Origin of the sequence: Arthrobacter sp. NPDC080031, from assembly GCF_040702485.1 — a bacterium.
Taxonomy (GTDB): domain Bacteria; phylum Actinomycetota; class Actinomycetes; order Actinomycetales; family Micrococcaceae; genus Arthrobacter.
Window position 1 is genome coordinate 1 of record NZ_JBFBLA010000006.1, and the last position, 21,031, is coordinate 21,031.

The following is a 21,031-nucleotide window of genomic DNA, read 5'->3' on the forward strand; positions in this document are numbered from 1 at the left end:
GTCGCCGCGAAACTCAACCGCCGGCCACGGCCCACCCTCAACCTACAAACCCCAGCCAACCGGCTCAACCAGCTGCTGCAGGCAGCCTAAACCCCTGCGTTGCTACGACCAGTTGACTTTGCCCTGCCCTCGTCGATTCCCAACGCAGCAAATCTGTCGCGGAGCTGGGCCGCGCGGAGGAACGTGCCGTCCGGTCCGAGGTTTCCGGCTGTGGGGGCGCTCAGCGCGCCCGGAATGTGCCCGGCGCGGGGATCAATGGGTTCGATTTCGCCGCGGTAGCGCTCCCCGGCCCGGGCATCGAGAAGGATTCCGTGGTGGTGCCAGTCGGCTGCCTCGTCCATGGCGATGGCATCCATGTGGCCATGTCCAAGCACGACGTCGCCCGGAACCGGTGGCTGCTCGTCCTGCGCCAGCGAGTGGCCGGCCGCGCGCCAAGCACCCAATCCGCCGTCGAGCAGGAAGACGGAAGGGAAACCGGCGTCCCGGAGCAGCCACCACAAGCGCGCCGCCGCCGTGCTGCCGCTGTCGTCGTATGCAACCACGGTGTCGCCGTCGTTGATGCCCCAGGCCCGGGCGCTCCGCTGCAGCGCTGCGGTGGGCGGCAACGGGTGCCTGCCCTGGCCCTCGGCCGCGGGATCAGCGAGTTCGTGATGCAAGTCCACATAGACGGCTCCCGGAATGTGGGCCTGGCGGAAGTGCGAATGGCCGTGCGGATCGCCCAACACCCACCGAACGTCGAGCAAGACGGTCCGCTTGCCCGCATCCATGCGGTCCTTGAGTGCGGTGACGTTCATGATCGTGGCCATCAAATCTCCTTCGTTTTGCCGTCTCTACCAAACGACGCCGACACTGCCGCCGTGCAGTTGCCAACCGGCTACCAGCCTAGCCTTGGGCGGCAGCCGGCGCCGGTAGGCTGGATCGGTGAGCACTCTACGCAACCAGGACCGGGCATGGGCCAGCGAGGCAATCCGCCGCATCGAAGCCGAGAACAACCGCTCGGCGGACACGCACCTCTACGCCGTGCCGCTCCCCGAACACTGGGGTGTCCAGCTCTATCTCAAGGACGAGTCCACACACCGTTCTGGCAGCCTCAAGCACCGCCTCGCCCGCTCGCTCTTCCTTTACGGCCTGGTCAACGGATGGATCACGGAAGGGACCACCATCGTGGAGGCTTCCAGCGGGAGCACCGCGGTGTCCGAGGCCTACTTCGCCAGGCTGATCGGGCTTCCGTTCATTGCGGTGATGGCCCGGACCACCAGTCCGGAAAAGATCGCCCTCATCGAAGAGTTCGGTGGCGCCTGCCTCCTCGTGGACCACGCCTCGGAGGTCTATGCGATGGCGGAGGAGGTTGCCCGGACATCCGGCGGTTACTATATGGACCAATTCACTTTTGCCGAGCGCGCCACCGACTGGCGGGGCAACAACAACATCGCGGAATCGATCTTCGAGCAGCTCGCCCTCGAAGAGCATCCCGTGCCCGAGTGGATCGTGGTGGGCGCCGGCACAGGCGGAACCAGCGCCACGATCGGCCGCTACCTGCGGTACCACTGCCACTCAACCCGGCTGGCTGTGGTCGATCCGGAAAACTCCGCGTTCTATCCCGGCTGGCGCGACGGCGTCCCGGACTACTCCACGGGCATGCCGTCCAGGATCGAAGGCATCGGACGGCCACGCATGGAGCCCAGCTTTGTACCGGCCGTCATCGACACCATGATCCAGGTTCCCGATGCCGCCTCGGTGGCCGCCATGCGGCACCTCCGCCGGCTGGCCGGACTGCACGCCGGGCCCTCTACGGGAACCAACCTGTGGGGTGTTTGCCAATTGATTGCCGGGATGGTGGCCGAGGGAAAGCGCGGCAGCATCGTCTCCCTCATGTGCGACGCCGGCGATCGCTACCCCGGAAGCTACTACAACCCGGACTGGATCGCCGAGCGCGGCCTCGATCCTGCCCCGTACGAGGCCGTACTAGCCGACTTCTTCGAGACAGGCACGTGGCCGCACAGCGTGTAGGCACCGCGGCATGTTGACATCGCTGCGGACTGAGTTAGACCTCCACCGATTCCCGCGGCGACAACCTCGCATAGCTCGTACCGTACTTCGCGCCGATCCGGGTCACGTGGCCTTCCACCAATCCGCGTCCGAGTTCGTTGAGCAGCCCATCGTGGACCGGGTAGGCCTTGGGTGCGCGGACCGCGATCACGAAGTCAACCACCTCGCCCACCTTTGACCACGGCGCGTGAATGGGTACCAGCAGGGTTTGCACGGCAATGCCATCCGGGACAACGAACGAGTCCCCCGGGTGGAAGACGTTTTCGTCCACGAGGTAGCCGATGTTGGCCACTACCGGAATCTGCGGATGGATGAGGGCATGCTGCCCTCCGAAAGAACGTATCGCGAAGCCCCCGGCCTCAAAGGACGTGCCGGGTTCGACGGCGTGTACCCGATCGCCGTCGTCGCCGGCCTTGGCCGACAGCTGGGAAGCGACCGCCGAGGGTGCGTGCACCTGGAGTCCGGGGTTTCCGCTGAGGGCTCCGACGACGGCGTCCGCGTCCACATGGTCCGGGTGCTCGTGGGTGATCAGCACCGCGTGGGCGCCTGCGAGGGCTTCCTCGGACTCGGAATAGGTCCCGGGGTCGATCACGAGGACCTGGCTCTCCTTTTGCAGGCGGACACATGCATGGGTGTATTTGGTGAGCTTCATGCAGCCAGCCTAGGGGCGGGGCTTGGACGGTGTCCACGAACCGGCGTCCGGGCGTTGCCGGCTGGTAACCTTGGTATTTGCGAACATCCATATCGAAATGAGTCCACGAATGTCACAGGGCGCCAATGCCGCTACGTCCGGGCCCGTAGCCGGGTCGCTTCCGGATGCGAAGGATCCTGCCGTCAAGGAGCAGCGGGTCACGAAGCAACGCCTGGCCGTCAGCGCCGCCCTGGACGAACTTGACGATTTCGTGAGCACCCAGGAACTGTACCGGCTGCTCCAGAATCAGGGCGTCTCCGTGTCGCTGGCCACGGCGTACCGCATTTTGCAGTCGCTTGCCGACGACGGCCTCGTCGATGTGCTGAGGAATGCCGATGGCGAAGCCGTCTACCGACGCTGTGCGGTCACGGGCCACCACCACCATTTGCTGTGCCGCAATTGCGGCAAGGCCGTCGAAGTGGAAGCTCCGGCGGTCGAGACGTGGGCAGCCCGGGTGGCTCGCGAAAACGGCTACACCGAAGTGGCGCACACCGTGGAGATTTTCGGGCTCTGCCCTGAGTGCACTGCCAAGAAGGCAGCCGGCCGGCTTTAGCCGGCTACCGGCTGGTCTTCCACGGCCTGGCCCACGGCAACGTGGGGACGGACAATCCTGCCGTTGATTCCGCGTTTGGCGCGCACGTTGCCGATGATCCGGCACACCACATAGATCAGGAACGACAACGTGGTGACATAAGGGCTGATGGGAATCCTGCTGCCGAGCGCCAGGAGGATGCCACCCACGGTGGCGGTAATCGCAAAGAGCACGCTCAACAAGACCACGAGCCGCGGCGAAGTGGTCACACGCAGGGCGGCGGCCGCGGGCGTGATCAGCAAGGCCAGCACCAGAAGCGCGCCGACTATCTGGATGGACAAGGCAACGCTGACGCCGAGCAGCACCATGAATGCGATCGCCAAGCCACGGACAGGCACTCCCCTGGCTTCCGCCATGTCGGGGTCCACGCTGGCGAAGCTGAGCGGGCGCCAGATTCCGGCCAGTGCGAGCATGACCACCACGGCCGTGCCAGCCAGGACCTGGAGCTGGACAGTGTCCACCGAAACGATCTGGCCGGTCAGTAGCCCGAACTTGTTGGCCGCCCGGCCTTGGTAGAGGGCCAGGAACAAGATGCCAAGGCCCAGCCCGAACGGCATGATGACGCCAATGATCGAATTCTTGTCCCGAGCCCGGACGCCCATGAATCCCAGAAGCAGCGCAGCCGCGACGGATCCCGCGAGTGAACCGAAAATGATGTCCGCCCCGATGAGCAGGGCGAAGGAGGCACCGGCGAAGGACAACTCCGAAATGCCGTGCACCGCGAAGGCGAGGTCCCGCTTCATGACAAAGGTGCCTATGAGACCACCGAGCAGGCCGAGGACTGCACCGGCCCAGATGGAATTCTGGACCAGCGCCAGCAGTTCGCCGTAGTTTTCAAAGTTGAAGATGGTGTGCAGGATGCTGCCGAGATCCATTTAGTGACCTTCCTCCACACCGGCGTGGGCGTCATCGTGGTAGTGGGTCGTTGCGTCCGGAAGGCCGACGACCACGATCCTGCCGTTCGCGCGGATGACCTCAACGCGGCTGTTGTACAGCTCGGACAAGACCTCGGTGGTCATGACCTCCTCGGGTGTTCCCACCCGGAACCTGCCGCCGGCAAGGTAGAGGACGCGGTCTACGTAGTCCAGGACCGGATTGATCTCGTGGGTCACGAACACCACGGCGCTGTTCCGCTCGTGGCACTGCTGGTTGATGAGGGAACTCACGGCCTGCTGGTGGTGCAGGTCCAGGGACAGCAGCGGTTCGTCACAAAGCAGGAGCTCAGGGTCCGCGGCAAGGGCTTGCGCAACACGGAGACGCTGTTGCTCACCGCCGGACAATTGACCAAGCGGCACGCGGGCGTAGTCACCCGCCCCCACTAAATCAAGAAGGGCGTCGACGCGCTCATTGACGGCCCTGGCCTTGATCCGCAGGCCCCAGCGGTGGCCGTCGACGCCGAGGCCGACCAAGTCGCGGGCACGCAATGGCGTATCCGGAGCAAAGGACTTCTGCTGCGGTATGTAGCCGATCTTCCGGCTGCCACGTTCCACCGCGCGTCCGGCCACAGTCACGGTCCCCGAGTGAAGCTGCTGCAAACCTAGGAGGACTTTGAGGAAGCTGGTCTTGCCGCTGCCGTTGGGGCCGAGCACAGCGAAGAACTCACCCGCCCGGATGTCCACGTCGAGGTCCTTCCAGAGGGCCCGTTGGCCAAACTGGAGGCCCGCGCCGCGAAGGCTCACTACCGGTGTCAAAAAGATTCCTCGATCCATGGGGTTCGCGAAGCTGTGTCGCTGGTGGCCTGCTCTTGGATGAACAGAGAGGGCCCCGCAGCCGCCCTGTACATCTTAGGACGATTGCGGGGCCCATCTGTTCCTTGCTGCCGGCGCCGCTTACTTGTTCAGGGCAGCAGCGACGTTGCCTACATTGTCCGTCATCCACGCGACGTAGTCCTTGCCCTCGGGAAGGGTCTCGGTGAAGCCGACCACCGGAACGCCGGCAGCGGTCGCCTCGGCCTTCAGCTTTTCCGTCTCGGCGCTGGCAGTCTGCTCGTTGTACGCCAGGAAGCGTACGGACTTCGAGGTAATCAGATCGCCCGTTTCCTTGACAGCTGCCGGCGGGACGTCGGAGCCGACCTCAATGGCGTGGCTGAACTCCTCGGGCGTCTTGTTCTCCAAGCCTGCAGCTTCAAGCAGGTAGCCCGGGACGGGCTCCGTGATGGCGACCGGAGCTGACCCCTTGGAGGATTTGATGTCAGCGACTTTTGTGCTGAGTCCGGCCAGCGAGGACTTGAACTTGTCCGCGTTGGCAGTAAAGGTCTTGGCATCGGCCGGGTTCAGGCTTCCGAGCTTCGCGGCGACGGCATCGGCCACTTTCGCCATGGCGTTGAAGTTGTACCAGATGTGCTCGTTGAACCCTTCCGGCACCGCCGCGGGAGATGCGCTGGTTGTCGCCGCGGGAAGGAGCCCCGAAACGTTGACGGCGGTGATGGTCTTGTCCGCAGGCACCTTGCTGTCCTCGGCCAGCTTGCTGAAGAAGTCGTCGTAGCCGGCGCCATTGTCGATCACCAGTTGGGCCTTGGAGACGGCCAGTTTGTCCTGGGTGTTTGCCTCGTAGGAGTGCGGATCCTGGCTGGTCTTGCTGATGATGGACGTGACGGACACCTTGTCGCCGCCGACCGTCTTGGCGATGTCGCCGTACACGCTGGTGGAGGCGACAACGTCGACCACTCCGGAGGACGACGACGGCGCCGTCGCCGCGGGTGCCCCGCAGGCGGCAAGCAGGAAGGCAACTGCCGCGAGGGCAGGAGCTGCGGCAAGGGAAGGACGGGCGGCGGTACGACGCACGGGAAACCTCGGATCTACCGAATCAAGCACAACAGGGGACTCAAATGAGTGTACCCACAAATGGTAATGATTCCTATTTAGGATTCCGGATAGCTCCTGCCGGCCCCCTGGGCCGGCAGGAGCTTACGCTGGCTGCGGTCCGCCCAGCCGCCGGATTCCCCTGGCCTGGGTGGCGTCACGGATCTCGCCCACGAGCTGCTCGATGACGTCCTCCAGGAACAACACGCCCAGGGTCGCACCGCCTGTCCCCACAACCCGGCCGAGGTGCGAGCCGGTCCGCTGCATGACGGCCATCGCGTCTTCAATCTCGTCCTCGGGTGCGAGGTTCACGAGGGACCGGATACGGCTCTCCGCGATCGGATAGCGGCGTCCTTCTTCGGGGATGGAAAGCACATCCTTGATGTGCAGATAACCCGTCAGCTCGCCGTCGTCGTCCAACACGGGGAAACGGGAGAAACCGGTACGGCTCACCGCTTTCTCCAGTTCGCGAGGCGTGGACCCGGGCTTGAGCATCACAAGCTTGTCGAGCGGCACCATGATGTGCGCCGCAGTATGCTCGGAAAACTCCAATGCGCCGCTCAAGAGGCCGGCGTCGTCGTCCACGAGGCCGTGTCGGGTCGATTCCTGCACGATGGACTGCACTTCTTCGAGCGTAAAGGAAGAGGTCACCTCATCCTTGGGCTCGATCTTCATCAGGCGAAGGATGCGGTTGGCCAGCCAGTTCAGGGTCCAGATAACCGGCTTCACGAAGCGCGCAACGTGGACCAGCGGCGGCGCCAGCAGCAAGGCCGCCTTGTCTGCGACCGAAACGGAGATGTTCTTGGGAACCATCTCGCCAAATGTCACATGCAGGAAAGTGACCGCCAGCAAGGCAACCGCAAAAGCGATGATATCTGCCAGTTCAACCGGGACGCCGACGGACTCCAGCGGCGCCCCCAGCAAATGGTGGATGGCAGGCTCGGCCACGAGGAGAATCAGCAAGGAACACACGGTGATGCCAAGCTGGGCACACGCCAGCATCAGCGAGACGTGCTCCATCGCGTACAAGGTGGTCTGCGCGCGCTTGGAACCGCGTTGAGCCAAAGGCTCAATCTGGCTGCGGCGCGCAGACATCACGGCAAACTCGGCGCCCACAAAGAAGGCGTTGCCGATCAACAGCACCACGAGCCACAGGATTCCTACCCAGTCGCTCATGCGGCACGTCCTTTGCGGTTGGGTTTGGCTACAGGGTTGCCGACGGCGTTGCTTGCCGGACCGCCGGAGCCCTTACTCAACCGCTTTCCGGCCTGCTTCGTGCTTTGCCATCCACTCGCATCGTTTTCCGAAATGCCTTTGTCCTGGTCGCCGTCATCGGGGGTGTCGGGCGCCGCAGGGCGGAAGCAAATGCGGTCGATCCGGCGGCCGTCCATTCGGGTGACGGCCAGGGTGCCGCCGTCGGTCTCGACGACGTCGCCGACCGTCGCGATCCGTCCAAGCTGGCTCATGACGTAACCACCCACGGTTTCGTAGGCGGGGTCGTCGGGAACCTTCAGTCCCGGGATTTGTTCGCTGACCTCGTCCGGACGCAACAGTCCGGGGAAATACCAGTCTCCCGAGGCGCTCTGCAGCAACCCGGGCCGGACCTTGTCGTGCTCATCCGCCACTTCGCCGACGATTTCCTCCACCAGGTCCTCAAGGGTGGCGATGCCTGCGGTTCCGCCGTATTCGTCAAGCACGACGGCGAGTTGCAGGTTGCCCTCGCGCAGTTCCAACAGCAGGGCGTCAAGGTGGATGGTCTCGGGAACCCTCAGGACCTCGGACATGATTGCTCCGGCCTCGAGCCGTCTCCTGCGTTCTGAAGGGACGGATACGGCTTTCTTGATATGCACCACGCCGCGGATGTCGTCGGCCGATTCGCCGATGACCGGAAAGCGCGAATATCCGGTCCGCCGGGCCGCCTCGACGATGTCCGACACCGGCTGATCGGCGTCGATCGTTTCCATGCGGATGCGCGGGGTCATGACGTCGGCCGCCGTGCGCGCTGAAAAGTTCAGGGTCCGGGCAACAAAGTTGGCCGTCCCGGCGTCGAGGGTTCCGAGCTCTGCCGAACGGCGCACGAGGGAGGCCAGTTCAGAAGGCGAGCGGGCCCCCGAGATCTCTTCCTTGGCCTCGAGGCCCACAAGGTTCAGCATCTTGTTCGAGAAGCCGTTGAGTACAACGATTGCGGGCTTGAACACGGCCGTGAACATCAGTTGAGGCCGGGCCAACGCCCGGCCCAGCGGAAATGCCAACGCCAGCGCCATGTTCTTCGGGACGAGTTCGCCGATCAGCATCGACAAGCCGGTGGCGAACGTCATGGCAAGGATGAGCGACAAGGACTGCGCGGCAGCTTCCGGCAAACCGGCCCAGAGCAGCGGTCCGTGCAGGAGAGTGCCAACGGACGGCTCCATGACGAAGCCGGTCAGCAAGGTGGTGAGGGTGATCCCCAATTGGCAGCTTGAGAGCTGGGTGGAAAGGGATTTCAGGCATTTGAGCAACGCCGCGGCAGCGTGGTCGCCACCGTCGACCGCCCTTTGGACTGTTGACTGGTCGAGTGCGACGAGCGAGAACTCGACCGCGACAAAGAACCCAGTACCCAGAACCAGGAGTACGCCGGCGAGAAGGAAAAACCACTCCATTAAAGGCCGCCGGACGGTGCGAACGGCTGGAAACGGGCGCCAGGGCGGCTAATGGCTGATTGACCCGGCGGGGGTTGGTCGGACGCAGCGGATGAAGGATCCGCCGACCGTCCGGCCTGGAGCTGCGGGGTGCGATGGGCATGTGTACGGGCATTGCCGGCTCGGCGGGCGCGTTGCGCGGAGACAGCCGAACGGCTTCCCCTGCAGCTCCCAGGCCGGCACCTAGAATTACTGTCCATAAGGATTCAAGTGTACAGTCCGGCTGCGGGGAGGCATCACGGGACTTCACGGGCCGGCGTCAAGGCCTGCGGCGAATCAAACGGCAGGAAAATCCCGGGAAAGACCAGCCCCTCGGGCCGCGGAAGCCGAGGCATATCGCGATTGGCATGATTTAGGTCACCACTATTGGCAGATAGCCGCCGCTCGTCACTAGACTGGCTAGGGTCTGAGTTCGCGGGACCCGGACCCTGGCTCGCCTTTGCACCCCCTGCAGTTCCCCGGGCCAGCTGGAAATCAACACTCATGGAAGAGGCGTATTTCAAGTGCCAGAGCAGCCAAGCCACCGTCTACCCGAGGAATTTGGCGGAAACGAGTGGCTCGTTGACGAACTGTACGAGCGGTACCAGCAGGACAAGAATTCGGTCGACGCCAAGTGGTGGCCGCTTTTCGAGTCCTTCGACACTGCTGACGGCACTTCTTCCAACGGAACATCCGCAGCCCCTGCAAACCCGCCCACTCGCGAAATTCCTGTCGTGGCACAGGCTGCAGCAACGGCAATGACGCCGGTTGCGCCCGTGGTTGCCCCGGCAGCCGCACCTGCACCCCCCGCCCCTGCTCCGGCTGCTCCTGCAGTACCGGTCAAGAAAGCTCCGGCCACTGTCGCAAAGGACGGCGCGCAGAAGCCATCCGATGGCAGCCAGTCCCGGCCCATCCCGGCACAGCTTCCCAAGAGCACCAAGGCTCCCACTCCCCCGGAAGAGGACGTCGTCTCCGTCCTTCGTGGTCCGGCCAAGGCCATTGCGTCCAACATGGTCACGAGCCTTGAGGTTCCTACCGCCACAAGCGTCAGGGCCGTTCCGGCCAAGCTCCTGATCGACAACCGCGTTGTCATCAATTCCAACCTTGCCCGTGCCCGTGGCGGCAAGGTCTCCTTCACCCACCTCATCGGCTATGCAGTGGTCCGCGCCCTGTCCCAGTTCCCCTCGATGAACGTGTACTACGACGAAGTAGACGGCAAGCCCGTCGCCGTGCAGCCCGCGCACGTGAACTTCGGCATCGCCATTGACATGCCCAAGCCCGACGGCACGCGCCTCCTGATGGTTCCAAACATCAAGAAGGCCGAGACCATGAACTTCGCGGAGTTCTGGCACACCTACGAAGACCTCATCAAGCGCGCGCGCAACGGCAAGCTCACAGCTGACGACCACGCGGGTACCACCGTGTCCCTGACAAACCCGGGTGGCATCGGCACCGTGCACTCCGTGCCCCGGCTCTCCAAGGGCCAGGCCGCCATCATCGGCGTCGGAGCTCTCGACTACCCGGCCGAGTGGCAAGGCGCCAGCGAGAAGATCATCGCCCAGAACGCCATCAGCAAGATCCTCACGCTGACGTCCACCTATGACCACCGCGTTATCCAAGGCGCCGGAAGCGGCGAGTTCCTCAAGCTCGTCCACCAGCTCCTCCTCGGTGCCCAGAACTTCTACGACGAGATCTTCGAAGCGCTGCGCATTCCCTACGAGCCCGTCCGTTGGAGCCCCGACCTCCAGGTCGACCCCGCTGACGAGATCAACAAGGTTGCCCGCATCCAGCAGTTGATCCACTCCTACCGGGTCCGCGGCCACCTCATGGCAGACACGAACCCCCTCGAATACGTCCAGCGCAAGCACCCGGACCTCGACGTGCTGACGTACGGCCTCACCTTGTGGGACTTGGACCGCGAGTGGCCCACCGGCGGCTTCGGCGGCAAGCCGATGCTCAAGTTCCGCGACATCCTGGGCGTCCTCCGCGACGCCTACTGCCGCACCACGGGCATTGAATACATGCACATCCAGGAGCCTGAAGAACGCAAGTGGTTCCAGGACCAGGTGGAGCACCCGTACTCCAAGCCGAGCCGCGAAGAGCAGTTGCGCATCGTTTCCAAGCTCAACGCAGCAGAGGCCTTCGAAACCTTCCTGCAGACCAAGTTCGTGGGCCAGAAGCGCTTCTCCCTCGAAGGCGGGGAATCCCTGATTCCGCTGCTGGACACCATTATTTCCGACGCCGCCGACGACGGACTCGACGAAGTCGCGATCGGCATGGCCCACCGCGGCCGCCTCAACGTGCTCACCAACATCGCGGGCAAGACGTACGCCCAGGTGTTCCGCGAGTTCGAAGGCACCCAGGACCCCCGCTCCGTGCAGGGCTCGGGCGACGTCAAATACCACCTCGGCACTGAAGGCACGTTCACTTCGGACAACGGCAATGAGACCAAGGTCTACCTCGCCGCCAACCCGTCCCACCTTGAAGCGGTTGACTCCGTGCTTGAAGGCATTGTCCGGGCCAAGCAGGACCGGCTGGACCAGGGCGAGGCATTCCCCGTGTTGCCCATCATGATCCACGGCGACGCCGCCTTTGCCGGCCAGGGCGTCGTGGCGGAAACGCTCAACCTGTCCCAGCTGCGTGGTTACCGTACCGGTGGAACCATTCACATCATCGTGAACAACCAGGTCGGCTTCACCACCGCACCGTCGTCGTCGCGCTCCTCGACGTACTCCACCGACGTGGCCAAGATGATCCAGGCCCCGATCTTCCATGTGAACGGTGACGATCCCGAGGCCGTGGTGCGCATTGCGCAGCTGGCCTACGAGTTCCGCCAGCGCTTCCACAAGGACGTCATTGTGGACATGGTGTGCTACCGCCGCCGCGGACACAACGAGGGCGACGACCCCTCGATGACGCAGCCGCTCATGTACAACCTCATCGAGGCCAAGCGCTCCGTCCGCAAGCTCTACACGGAATCCCTCATCGGCCGTGGCGACATCACCGAGGACGAAGCCGAGCAGTTGCTGCGCGACTACCAGGAACGCCTCGAGCGCGTCTTCGCGGAGACCCACGCCGCACAGACTTCGCCCATCCCGATCATCACGGCGGATTCCGCTGCGGTGTCGGACATCGAGCGTCCCATCGCCCAGCAGGCGGACTTCGGCACCAACGCACCTGCAACCACCGCCATTTCAGCCGAAATGCTGCAGAGGATCGGCCAGGCGCACCTCGATATTCCGGAAGGCTTCACGGTCCACTCCAAGCTCAAGCAGCTCCTCGAGAAGCGCGAGCAGATGTCCCGTGAAGGCGGCATCGACTGGGGCTTCGGCGAGATCGCGGCCTTTGGTTCGCTTGTGATGGAGGGCGTACCGGTCCGCCTCGCCGGCCAGGACTCCCGTCGTGGCACGTTCGTGCAGCGTCACGCGGTCTTCCACGACCGCGCGAACGGCAGCGAATGGATGCCGCTGGGCAACCTGAGCGACGGGCAGGCCAAGCTGTGGATCTACGACTCCTTGTTGTCCGAATACGCGGCCATGGGCTTCGAGTACGGCTACTCCGTGGAACGCCCGGACGCCTTGGTGTTGTGGGAAGCCCAGTTCGGTGACTTCGTCAACGGTGCGCAGACCATCATCGACGAATTCATCTCCTCGGCCGAGCAAAAGTGGGGCCAGCGTTCCTCCCTCGTGCTCATGCTGCCTCACGGCTACGAAGGCCAGGGACCGGACCACTCGTCCGCACGCATCGAGCGCTTCCTGCAGCTTTGTGCCGAGGACAACATGATCGTGGCGAATCCCACCACGGCTGCCTCGCACTTCCACTTGCTCCGCCGGCAGGCCTACAGCCGTCCGCGCAAGCCGCTCATCATCTTCACGCCGAAGCAGCTTTTGCGCCTCAAGGGTGCGGCTTCTGCGGTGGAGGACTTCACCACGGGCGGCTTCAAGCCGGTCATCGGCGAACACGAGCCACTCGAGGCCCAGAGCGTTGACCGCGTGATCCTGGTTTCCGGCCGCCTCTACTACGATCTCGTGTCCAACCGCCAGAAGACGGGGGACACCTCGACGGCAATCATCCGCCTGGAGCAGTTGTACCCGCTGCCCCAGGCCCAGCTCGAGGCGGAACTGGCCAAGTACCCGAACGCCGACATCGTCTGGGCCCAGGACGAGCCCGCGAACCAGGGTCCGTGGCCGTTCATCGGCTTGAACCTGCCGCAGGCACTGGACCGCAAGGTCCGGCTCGTTTCGCGTCCGGCATCGGCCTCCACGGCAGCCGGTTCCATGAAGCGCCACAGCGCCGAGCAGGCCACGTTGCTGAAGCAGGCATTCGAACGCAAGTAAGACGGCGGCTGCCCGGCTGGAGGTTCAATACCCGCTTCCAGCCGGGCAGTTCTGTTTAATGGGACAAGTGTCCGGTGATCCAGCCGCCCGGCCGGGCACAGTGCAAGGACCGCAACGTTTGGTGAAGAGGTAACTGTGGAAGACAGGAAGCTGCGCATCGCAGCTGTTGGTGATGAACTACTCGCCGGGCTCGGTGACCCCAGGGCCTTGGGCTGGCTCGGAAGGGTTCTTGCGCGGACTCCCCAGGACTCCGTTCTTGTGGAGAGCTACTCTCTTCCCTGCCCTATGGAGGGCACAGAAGGCCTTGCGGCGCGCTGGCTCGACGAAGCCGGGAGACGTTTCAGCAACGTCCACGAAAACCGCCTGGTGATCGGCTTGTCGGGCCGCGACATCGAATTCGGTGTCTCCACAGCACGTAGCCGTCTCAATCTTGCCAATATCCTTGACGGGGCGTCGCAAAGCAACATCGAAGTGTTTGTCGTCGGACCGCCACCCACCCTGGACCCGGCCAAGAACCGCCGGATCGCCGAACTGAACGCCGCATTTGCGGATGTCACCACCCGCCGCAACCACCAGTACGTCGACACGTTCTCCCCGTTGCTCAACCACGAACAATGGCGGACGGACCTCTCCGCAAATGGCGGCACCCCGGGCCAGGCGGGTTACGGGCTCATGGCCTGGCTCGTGTTGCACCGCGGCTGGTTCCAGTGGCTGAGGATCGCCCAGCCGGAATAGCCGGGGCAGGAGACGCCCGTCCGGCGTGCTGAACCCATTGCCAACGTCATTGTCGAGATATATCGTGAGTACATCAACGCGATATATCGCAATAGATGTAACGCAGCAATGGAGGGGTCATGTCAGAAGAAACCTGGACCGTTACCGGCCCGCAGACCATTGAAATCGACGGCGTCCGCTCACTCAAGCTGGGGATCGTCAAGGGCCGCTTCGACGTCGTCACGCACGACGAAGCAATCACCAGGATCGAAGTCTCGGAAATCGCCGGCGATCCACTGAGCGTCAGCCTCGTCGATGGCCGGCTCGAAGTCCGCCATCAGTTGCACGGCCCGCAGGGCTGGTTCCGCAACCTCATGGGGACCGTCAACAACACCAGCACCAACACGATCGTCATCAGCATTGCGCTGCCCGTCGGCGTCGACGTCGAAGCAGGAACCGTGGGCGGTGACGGCATGGTGTCGGGCATCACCGGCCATATCCGCCTCAACACGGTGTCCGGGTCGGTTCTCGCCGATGGCACACGGGGCGAGCTTCACGTCAACACCGTCAGCGGCGAAGTCATCGCCCGCAACCACGACGGCGTCATGACCGCCAAGAGCGTCTCGGGCGAAGTCACGGCTTCGGGCCGCTTCAAGAACATCCGGGCAAATACCGTCAGCGGCGACCTCAGCTTCGACCTTCACGGCTACACCCAGGATTTCGGAGCCAATTCCGTTTCAGGCGACCTGACCATCCGCCTGCCGCACGACGTTGGCGTGGACATCGTCGCGAAGACAGCCAGTGGCACCGTCATGATCGATGACCAGCTCTACGCCCAGTCGGGCGGCAGGGTCCAGACCATTGTCGGCCCCGACGAGCGGCTCATGGTGGCCCGTACCAATTCCGTGTCCGGAAAGACCTCCATCATCCATGGCAGTGCGCCAACACCCGGGGCAACCCACTCAGTCCCCGGAGAAGAGGAAGTCTGATGCCGCCCGTCTTTGCCCATGGAGCCCTCAGGCTCTATCTGCTGGCACTCCTGGAATCGGGCCCCAAGCACGGCTACGAGCTCATCAAGGCCCTCGGCGAACGCTTCGGCGGAACCTACTCCCCCAGTGCCGGAACCATCTACCCGCGCCTTGGCAAACTCGAGGAAGAAGGACTGGTTGCGACCAGCAGCGACGGGCGCCGCACCAACTACTCCATCACCGCGGCGGGGCTGGCGGAACTGAACAGCCGGCGGCAGGAACTGGCCGACGTCGAGGACAACATCTCCGCCTCCGTGCGGCGCTTGGCCGACAGCCTCCGCGACGACATCCGCAGCAACATGCGCGGCCTGCGCGCAGACCTGGCCGCAACCGCCGAAGCCGCCCGGGCCAGTGCGAAGTCCGCGGAATTCCAGTCGTGGGCTGGCAGCTACTCGCCGGAGGGACACCGCATCCTGAAGGAAGCCGAGATGATGGTCCAGTCCTTCCGCGATGACATCCGCGTGGAACTGCGACAGCACGCCGGCTCCAAGGCCCTGACCCCGATCGCCCTTGAAACCGTGCGCACCGTCCTGGACCAGGCCAGGATCTCCATCCGGAATTCACTGCGGGGCTGAGTCCGGGTCCCAGCGGGGCTGGCCGGCACGGTTCGCGGGGCAGCCCCGTGATGTGGGAGACTGGAGGGCAGCTTTATTGAGTATCAAGAATCTAAGGAGGCCAGCTATGAGCAAGCGTGCACGTAAGCGTCGTGACCGTAAGCGCGGCGGCGCAAACCACGGCAAGCGTCCCAACACCTAAGCCAGCGGCTTAGCGTAAGACTTAATGCGGAGGGCCCCGGAAACCATCAGGTTTCCGGGGCCCTTGCCATTCCAGGCTCTTAGACGTCCACGGGCTTCATAGCGTGGATCCTGTCCAGGATCGAGTTCTTGAGATTCTCAGGAGCCGCTTCCGTACAGGAGCGTTTGACCACGGTGCGGATGACGCACTCAAGGTCGTATTGCTCCGTGCACTCCGGGCAGTTCTCCAGATGCACTTTGATCTCTGCGATGTCATCGCGGGTCAACGCACCATCGAGGTACTCGTAGATACGCTGCATCCGAGCATCGTCGCAGTCGCCCAATCCTTGGCAGCTCATTTCCTTTTCTCCTGTTTTTTGCTTGTGGCCGCGCCCACGGCCAAGGCCTTTTCTTCCGCGCCGGCGCTGATTCCCCGTTCTGCGGCATAGTCCGCCAGCAGATCGCGCAACATTTTCCTGCCGCGATGAAGCCGGGACATGACGGTCCCGATCGGGGTATTCATGATGTCTGATATTTCCTTGTATGCGAAGCCTTCGACGTCAGCGAAGTACACCGCGAGCCGGAATTCCTCCGGAATGGACTGCAGGGCGCTCTTCACGTCCGAGTCCGGCAAATGATCCAGTGCCTCCGCCTCCGCAGAGCGCAGCCCGGCCGACGTATGGGATTCCGCCCGCGCCAACTGCCAGTCTTCGATGCTGTCCGAATTCGACTGCAACGGTTCGCGCTGCCGCTTCCGGTAGAGGTTGATGTAGGTGTTGGTCAGGATGCGGTACAGCCACGCCTTGAGGTTGGTTCCTGGCTTGTACTGGTGGAAGGCGGAGAAGGCCTTGGTGTACGCCTCCTGGACCAGGTCCTCGGCATCGGACGGATTCCTGGCCATGCGCATGGCAGCCGAATAGAGCTGGTCGACATACTGCATGGCGTCGCGTTCGAAGCGCGCCCTCCGTTGCTCGGGCGTCTCGCTTGCGAAGTCCACTGCAATCTCGACGTCGGCCTCAACAGCTTCGTCGCCGCCGGACGTTGCGTCCGTGACTTCCGTCGCTGCTTTGTACATGGCCGCTGCGGCCGGATCCATGGTGCTCATTGCATCCAAGTCTACTGTCACGCTCCGGGAGTCCCTTGGCAGCTCCCGCCCAAGCGCCAAGTGTCCCTCTCGGTCCTTAACCAAGGCCAAAAAACCATCTCCACTCAACGACGACATGACATAGCGCGGCACAACGCACGCGCCACAACCGAAGGTCCGCCCCCACCGCACCTTCTTTTGACAACGGCAAGCTCCGGGCAAATATTCCGCAAAGATGCAAGACTAGATCCGACTGCACCCGTGAACACCGCACCACTTGAACGCAGCACCACCTGAACACCGTGGCACGCCATCCAGGAGGCAAAACATGTCCCTCGTCCGTTTTCTCGCCAGGCCAATGTTGGCTTCCAGTTTTGTCGTCGCAGGGCTGGACAAGCTCAAGAACGCGGATGACACTGCCAAACAGCTCTCTCCGCTGCTCCGCCGCGCTTCCGAGTCACTGCCCTTCCCGGCTGACGAGAAGATGCTGGCGCGGGTTATCGGCGGCGCGCAAGTGGGCGCCGGCGCCTTGCTGGCCCTCGGCAAATGCTCCCGGTTCTCGGCCAGCCTGCTTGCCGGCATCTCGGTCCTGAATACCTTTGTTGAGTGGCGTTCAGCCGACATCAGCACCAAGGAAGGCCGGCTCGCCCGCCGCGCCCAGTTGCTCAAGAACATTTCGCTGACGGGTGGCGTTTTCCTTGCCGCCGTCGACACCGCAGGCAAACCGAGCCTGGCATGGCGTGCCGAACACCTCGCCATGGACGCAAAGAAAGCCACGGGCAAGCAGCTCAAGAAAACAGACCGGGCCGTCCGCAAGGCCGTAGACAACGCAGTTGGAGCATAAGGAAGCATGCCAGGAACCCCCGCCACGCAGACCGACGATTCAGGGAGCACCACAGCCTCCGCACTCCCCCTGTGGCCGGCACCCTTCGCCAGCCACCCTGTGGATGCCACGGTTACGGTTCCTGGTTCGAAGTCCCTGACCAACCGTTATCTGGTCCTGGCGGCATTGGCCAACGGCCCAAGCAGGCTGCGGGCACCCTTGCATTCGCGGGATTCCGCCCTGATGGTCGAGGCCCTGCGCCAGCTTGGCGCCACCATTACCGAGGTTCCCGGCGATGGACAGTACGGCCCGGATCTTGAAGTCACCCCCATCGACCCTGCGGCTGCCGCCTCGGAGACCGCCATCGACTGCGGCCTGGCCGGCACGGTCATGCGCTTCGTGCCGCCGCTCGCGGCCCTCCGCAACGGCGCGTCCGTGTTCGACGGGGATCCGCACGCACGCAAACGTCCCATGGGCACCATCATCGAAGCCCTCCGCACGCTCGGAGTGGAAGTCAGCGCCGTGGACGGGCACACTGCGAATTCCCTGCCGTTCAAGGTTTCCGGCACGGGCTCTGTCCGCGGTGGCCATTTGGTGATCGATGCGAGCGCTTCGTCGCAGTTTGTCTCGGCCTTGCTGCTGGTCGGTGCACGCTTCGAAGAGGGCCTTCACCTGGAGCATGTCGGCAAGCCTGTGCCCAGCCTGGACCACATCAACATGACCGTCTCGGTCCTGCGCGGCGTGGGGGTGCAGGTGGATGACTCCGTGCCGAACCATTGGCGCGTCACCCCGGGCACTATCCAGGCGTTCGACGAGAGGATCGAGCAGGATCTCTCCAACGCCGGCCCGTTCCTCGCCGCGGCGCTTGCCACGAAAGGAACTATCCGGATCCCCAACTGGCCTGCCAACACGACGCAAGTCGGGGACCTCTGGCGGGGCATCCTTGCCACCATGGGTGCCACTGTCACACTGGACAAGGGCACGCTGACAGTCACGGGCGGCCCGGAGATCCTGGGCGCGGACTTCGACGAAACCAGCGAACTCGCCCCTACGGTGGCGGCATTGTGCGCCCTGGCTTCCGGCCCTTCCCGGCTCACCGGCATCGCGCATTTGCGGGGACACGAAACGGACAGGCTGGCCGCGCTCGTCGCCGAAATCAACCGGCTTGGCGGCGACGCCGAAGAAACCAGCGACGGTCTGGTGATCCGGCCCGCAGCGCTGCACGCCGGCGTCGTGCACAGCTACGCCGACCACCGCATGGCCACCGCGGGCGCCATCCTGGGGCTCGCCGTCGAGGGTGTCCAGGTTGAAGACATCGCGACGACGTCCAAGACCATGCCCGAATTTCCGCAAATCTGGGCATCGATGCTCAGCGCGGGCCAAACGGCCACGGACACCGGCACTCCAGCAACCGGTTCTATGGAGACAAGCAACTGACGATGGCTCGCGACGCAAGCTCCTGGGATGAATCCGACGTCCGGATCCGACCCAACAAGAAGGGCACACGCCCCCGCACGAAGGACCGCCCCAGCCACGACGACGCAGTGATCGGGCGCATCATCACAGTCGACCGCGGCCGCTACACCGCGATTGTGGGCGAAAGCTCAGACAACGAGCGCATCGTCATCGCGGCCCGCGCCCGTGAACTCCGGCGCTCCCCCGTGGTTCCCGGAGACTTCGTGGCCCTCGTCGGCGATGTGTCCGGAGCCCCGGACACCCTCGCCCGCCTCGTGCGCGTCCAGGAGCGCAAGACCCTCCTGCGGCGAAGTGCCGATGACACGGATCCGATCGAACGGGCCGTCGTCGCCAACGCCGACCAGCTCGTGGTGGTGGTCGCCGCCGCCAATCCGGAGCCACGCACCGGATTCATCGACCGCGCGTTGGTGGCAGCGTACGACGCCGGAATCGAGCCGCTGCTGCTCGTCACCAAGGCCGATGTCAAGGATCCGACGGAATTGCTCGCCAACTATGTGAGCCTCGGTTTCCCCATCATCATCAGCCGCACGGCCGACGCAGGCGCCTCAGGCATCGACGCCCGTTCGGACGACGGCCTGTCCGCCCGCCTCGACGGCGACGCCGTCGGCCAATTGCGGGACTATCTCGACGGCAAGGTAACCGTACTCCTGGGCCATTCCGGCGTCGGGAAGTCCACCATGGTGAATGCCCTCACGGGCGCCGAACGCGCGACGGGCGGGGTCAACGCCGTGACAGGGCGCGGACGCCACACCTCCTCCTCTGCCCTCGCCCTGAAACTCAGCGACGCCCCCGCCGGCAGCTGGATCATCGATACGCCCGGCATCCGCTCCTTCGGCCTCGCCCACGTGGACCCCGACCGCATCCTGCACGCCTTCCCGGATCTGGAACCCGGAACGGAAATGTGCGAGCGAGGCTGCAAGCACGATGCCTCCGCGGTTCGATGCGGACTGGATTCCTGGGTCGCCGACGGCCACGCGGGCGAGGCAGGCCCGGCCCGCTTGGCGTCGTTGCGCCGGCTTCTGGGCGCGGATCCGCGCATGGAGGCCCAAGAGGCGAAGGAACTGGGCACGGTCAACTAAGAGCACGCTCGACTAACAGCACGCTTGGCGTCCTACCTCCCCGGCTCACCCGCGAATAGACGGTAGTTTGGAACCATGACCCAACCCGATTCGAGCTACAACGACGACCTGCGGCTGGCACATGTCCTGGCCGACTCCGTCGATTCCCTGACAATGGAGCGGTTCAAGGCACTGGACCTCAAGGTCGAGACCAAACCCGACCTGAGCCCCGTCACCGATGCCGACAAAGCCGCCGAGGAAGCAATCCGCGGTCAGCTCTCCCGTTCCCGCCCCCGCGACGCCGTCCTCGGGGAAGAATTCGGCAGCACGGGCCACGGCTCAAGGCGTTGGATCATCGATCCCATTGACGGGACCAAGAACTTCGTTCGCGGCGTACCCGTCTGGGCCACGCTCATCGCCCTCGTGGACGAGGGCGAGGTAGTAGTCGGGCTCGTGAGCGCTCCGGCGCTCGGCAAGCGCTGGTGGGCGGCAAAGGGCTCGGGCGCCTACATGGGCCGATCGCTGGCCGCGGCCACACGGCTGAAGGTTTCCAACGTGTCGCGGCTTGAAGATGCGTCGCTTTCCTACTCCGAGCTGTCCGAGTGGAAGCAGCATGGTTCGCTGGACAACTTCCTGGGCCTCGAGAACGATGTCTGGCGCAGCCGCGCGTACGGGGATTTCTGGTCCTACTGCCTGGTGGCCGAGGGCGCCGTGGACATCGCCGCAGAGCCGGAACTCCAGGTCTACGACATGGCCGCCTTGGTGCCGATCGTGACCGAGGCCGGGGGACGCTTCACGTCCTTGGACGGCGCGGATGGTCCCTTCGGCGGAAACGCCGTCGCCACGAACTCGATCCTGCACTCCGAGGTCCTCAAGAGGCTCAACCCCGAACTCGACGACCTCCTGTAATCCGTCCCTTCACCGAGTAGACGACTGAATAGACGACTGAATAAACGACGGCGGACGCCCCTCTTTTGGGGCGTCCGC

At 64.2% G+C, this 21,031-nt stretch carries 19 protein-coding genes; 10 read left to right on the forward strand and 9 right to left on the reverse strand.

Going from position 1 to position 21,031, the window contains the following annotated elements; genetic code table 11:
• Positions 1-86 precede the first annotated feature (86 nt).
• Positions 87-806, reverse strand: a complete 720-nt coding sequence (locus tag AB0323_RS06420) for a rhodanese-like domain-containing protein (RefSeq protein WP_366176583.1) — start codon at positions 804-806, stop codon at positions 87-89.
• Positions 807-921: 115 nt separating this feature from the next.
• Between AB0323_RS06420 and AB0323_RS06425 the strand changes: the two genes are divergently transcribed.
• On the forward strand, positions 922-2,010 hold the full coding sequence (locus tag AB0323_RS06425) for a PLP-dependent cysteine synthase family protein (RefSeq protein ID WP_366176584.1): 1,089 nt from the start codon (positions 922-924) through the stop codon (positions 2,008-2,010).
• A gap of 34 nt (positions 2,011-2,044) precedes the next feature.
• Here AB0323_RS06425 and AB0323_RS06430 read toward each other — a convergent pair whose 3' ends face one another.
• The gene (locus AB0323_RS06430) at positions 2,045-2,701 is read right to left on the reverse strand and encodes an MBL fold metallo-hydrolase (protein WP_366176585.1); all 657 of its coding nucleotides are present in this window, start codon (positions 2,699-2,701) and stop codon (positions 2,045-2,047) included.
• Positions 2,702-2,810: 109 nt separating this feature from the next.
• Here AB0323_RS06430 and AB0323_RS06435 point away from each other — a divergent pair, with 109 nt between their 5' ends.
• The gene (locus AB0323_RS06435; protein ID WP_366176586.1) at positions 2,811-3,293 is read left to right on the forward strand and encodes a Fur family transcriptional regulator; all 483 of its coding nucleotides are present in this window, start codon (positions 2,811-2,813) and stop codon (positions 3,291-3,293) included.
• Here AB0323_RS06435 and AB0323_RS06440 read toward each other — a convergent pair.
• The 5 genes from AB0323_RS06440 to AB0323_RS06460 form a co-directional block, all read right to left on the reverse strand.
• Positions 3,290-4,207, reverse strand: a complete 918-nt coding sequence (locus tag AB0323_RS06440) for a metal ABC transporter permease (protein WP_366176587.1) — start codon at positions 4,205-4,207, stop codon at positions 3,290-3,292. The genes AB0323_RS06435 and AB0323_RS06440 overlap by 4 nt on opposite strands.
• Positions 4,208-5,023 (reverse strand): metal ABC transporter ATP-binding protein, encoded by an 816-nt coding sequence (locus AB0323_RS06445; RefSeq protein ID WP_366176588.1) that lies wholly within the window; start codon positions 5,021-5,023, stop codon positions 4,208-4,210.
• Between the two features lie 138 nt (positions 5,024-5,161).
• Complete coding sequence (locus tag AB0323_RS06450) at positions 5,162-6,115, reverse strand: zinc ABC transporter substrate-binding protein (RefSeq protein ID WP_366176589.1); 954 nt, start codon at positions 6,113-6,115, stop codon at positions 5,162-5,164.
• 123 nt (positions 6,116-6,238) lie between these two features.
• Positions 6,239-7,309 (reverse strand): hemolysin family protein, encoded by a 1,071-nt coding sequence (locus AB0323_RS06455; RefSeq protein WP_366176590.1) that lies wholly within the window; start codon positions 7,307-7,309, stop codon positions 6,239-6,241.
• Complete coding sequence (locus tag AB0323_RS06460; protein WP_366176591.1) at positions 7,306-8,772, reverse strand: hemolysin family protein; 1,467 nt, start codon at positions 8,770-8,772, stop codon at positions 7,306-7,308. The genes AB0323_RS06455 and AB0323_RS06460 overlap by 4 nt, the downstream gene beginning before the upstream one ends.
• Positions 8,773-9,314: 542 nt before the next feature.
• On the opposite strand from AB0323_RS06460, the gene AB0323_RS06465 reads away from it, so the two are divergent.
• The 4 genes from AB0323_RS06465 (at position 9,315) to AB0323_RS06480 (ending at position 15,444) form a co-directional block, all read left to right on the forward strand.
• Positions 9,315-13,127 carry a multifunctional oxoglutarate decarboxylase/oxoglutarate dehydrogenase thiamine pyrophosphate-binding subunit/dihydrolipoyllysine-residue succinyltransferase subunit gene (locus AB0323_RS06465; protein WP_366176592.1) on the forward strand — a complete coding sequence of 1,271 codons (3,813 nt, stop codon included), beginning with the start codon at positions 9,315-9,317 and terminating at the stop codon, positions 13,125-13,127.
• A gap of 135 nt (positions 13,128-13,262) precedes the next feature.
• Positions 13,263-13,862: a GDSL-type esterase/lipase family protein gene (locus AB0323_RS06470; RefSeq protein ID WP_364533440.1), complete on the forward strand. Its 600-nt coding sequence runs from the start codon at positions 13,263-13,265 to the stop codon at positions 13,860-13,862.
• Between the two features lie 119 nt (positions 13,863-13,981).
• Entirely contained in the window at positions 13,982-14,830 is an 849-nt protein-coding gene (locus AB0323_RS06475) for a DUF4097 family beta strand repeat-containing protein (protein WP_366176593.1), read from the forward strand.
• Positions 14,830-15,444 carry a PadR family transcriptional regulator gene (locus AB0323_RS06480; RefSeq protein ID WP_366176594.1) on the forward strand — a complete coding sequence of 205 codons (615 nt, stop codon included), beginning with the start codon at positions 14,830-14,832 and terminating at the stop codon, positions 15,442-15,444. Before AB0323_RS06475 ends, AB0323_RS06480 begins: the two co-directional genes overlap by 1 nt.
• 260 nt (positions 15,445-15,704) lie before the next feature.
• On the opposite strand, the gene rsrA is transcribed toward AB0323_RS06480, so the two are convergent.
• A complete protein-coding gene (gene rsrA / locus AB0323_RS06485) occupies positions 15,705-15,962 on the reverse strand; it encodes a mycothiol system anti-sigma-R factor (RefSeq protein WP_366176595.1) in 258 nt (85 codons plus the stop codon).
• Positions 15,959-16,708, reverse strand: a complete 750-nt coding sequence (locus AB0323_RS06490) for a sigma-70 family RNA polymerase sigma factor (RefSeq protein ID WP_364533428.1) — start codon at positions 16,706-16,708, stop codon at positions 15,959-15,961. Before AB0323_RS06490 ends, rsrA begins: the two co-directional genes overlap by 4 nt.
• Before the next feature lie 307 nt (positions 16,709-17,015).
• On the opposite strand from AB0323_RS06490, the gene AB0323_RS06495 reads away from it, so the two are divergent.
• The 4 genes from AB0323_RS06495 (at position 17,016) to hisN (ending at position 20,953) form a co-directional block, all read left to right on the forward strand.
• Positions 17,016-17,531 (forward strand): DoxX family protein, encoded by a 516-nt coding sequence (locus AB0323_RS06495; RefSeq protein ID WP_364533425.1) that lies wholly within the window; start codon positions 17,016-17,018, stop codon positions 17,529-17,531.
• A 6-nt stretch (positions 17,532-17,537) separates the two neighbouring features.
• A complete protein-coding gene (aroA, locus tag AB0323_RS06500) occupies positions 17,538-18,947 on the forward strand; it encodes a 3-phosphoshikimate 1-carboxyvinyltransferase (RefSeq protein WP_366176596.1) in 1,410 nt (469 codons plus the stop codon).
• Positions 18,948-18,949: 2 nt separating this feature from the next.
• Entirely contained in the window at positions 18,950-20,065 is a 1,116-nt protein-coding gene (locus tag AB0323_RS06505; RefSeq protein WP_364533419.1) for a ribosome small subunit-dependent GTPase A, read from the forward strand.
• Positions 20,066-20,140: 75 nt separating this feature from the next.
• Positions 20,141-20,953 (forward strand): histidinol-phosphatase, encoded by an 813-nt coding sequence (hisN, locus tag AB0323_RS06510; RefSeq protein ID WP_364533416.1) that lies wholly within the window; start codon positions 20,141-20,143, stop codon positions 20,951-20,953.
• Positions 20,954-21,031 lie beyond the last annotated feature (78 nt).

What these genes read in the sequence shown, in the direction of transcription:
- AB0323_RS06430 (WP_366176585.1), bottom strand. Translation starts at nt 2,701, where the DNA reads ATGAAGCTCACCAAATACACCCATGCATGTGTCCGCCTGCAAAAGGAG.
- rsrA (WP_366176595.1), bottom strand. Translation starts at nt 15,962, where the DNA reads ATGAGCTGCCAAGGATTGGGCGACTGCGACGATGCTCGGATGCAGCGT.
- AB0323_RS06440 (WP_366176587.1), bottom strand. Translation starts at nt 4,207, where the DNA reads ATGGATCTCGGCAGCATCCTGCACACCATCTTCAACTTTGAAAACTAC.
- AB0323_RS06420 (WP_366176583.1), bottom strand. Translation starts at nt 806, where the DNA reads ATGGCCACGATCATGAACGTCACCGCACTCAAGGACCGCATGGATGCG.
- hisN (WP_364533416.1), top strand. Translation starts at nt 20,141, where the DNA reads ATGACCCAACCCGATTCGAGCTACAACGACGACCTGCGGCTGGCACAT.
- AB0323_RS06495 (WP_364533425.1), top strand. Translation starts at nt 17,016, where the DNA reads ATGTCCCTCGTCCGTTTTCTCGCCAGGCCAATGTTGGCTTCCAGTTTT.
- AB0323_RS06455 (WP_366176590.1), bottom strand. Translation starts at nt 7,309, where the DNA reads ATGAGCGACTGGGTAGGAATCCTGTGGCTCGTGGTGCTGTTGATCGGC.
- AB0323_RS06435 (WP_366176586.1), top strand. Translation starts at nt 2,811, where the DNA reads ATGTCACAGGGCGCCAATGCCGCTACGTCCGGGCCCGTAGCCGGGTCG.
- AB0323_RS06490 (WP_364533428.1), bottom strand. Translation starts at nt 16,708, where the DNA reads ATGAGCACCATGGATCCGGCCGCAGCGGCCATGTACAAAGCAGCGACG.
- AB0323_RS06460 (WP_366176591.1), bottom strand. Translation starts at nt 8,772, where the DNA reads ATGGAGTGGTTTTTCCTTCTCGCCGGCGTACTCCTGGTTCTGGGTACT.
- AB0323_RS06475 (WP_366176593.1), top strand. Translation starts at nt 13,982, where the DNA reads ATGTCAGAAGAAACCTGGACCGTTACCGGCCCGCAGACCATTGAAATC.
- aroA (WP_366176596.1), top strand. Translation starts at nt 17,538, where the DNA reads ATGCCAGGAACCCCCGCCACGCAGACCGACGATTCAGGGAGCACCACA.
- AB0323_RS06480 (WP_366176594.1), top strand. Translation starts at nt 14,830, where the DNA reads ATGCCGCCCGTCTTTGCCCATGGAGCCCTCAGGCTCTATCTGCTGGCA.
- AB0323_RS06505 (WP_364533419.1), top strand. Translation starts at nt 18,950, where the DNA reads ATGGCTCGCGACGCAAGCTCCTGGGATGAATCCGACGTCCGGATCCGA.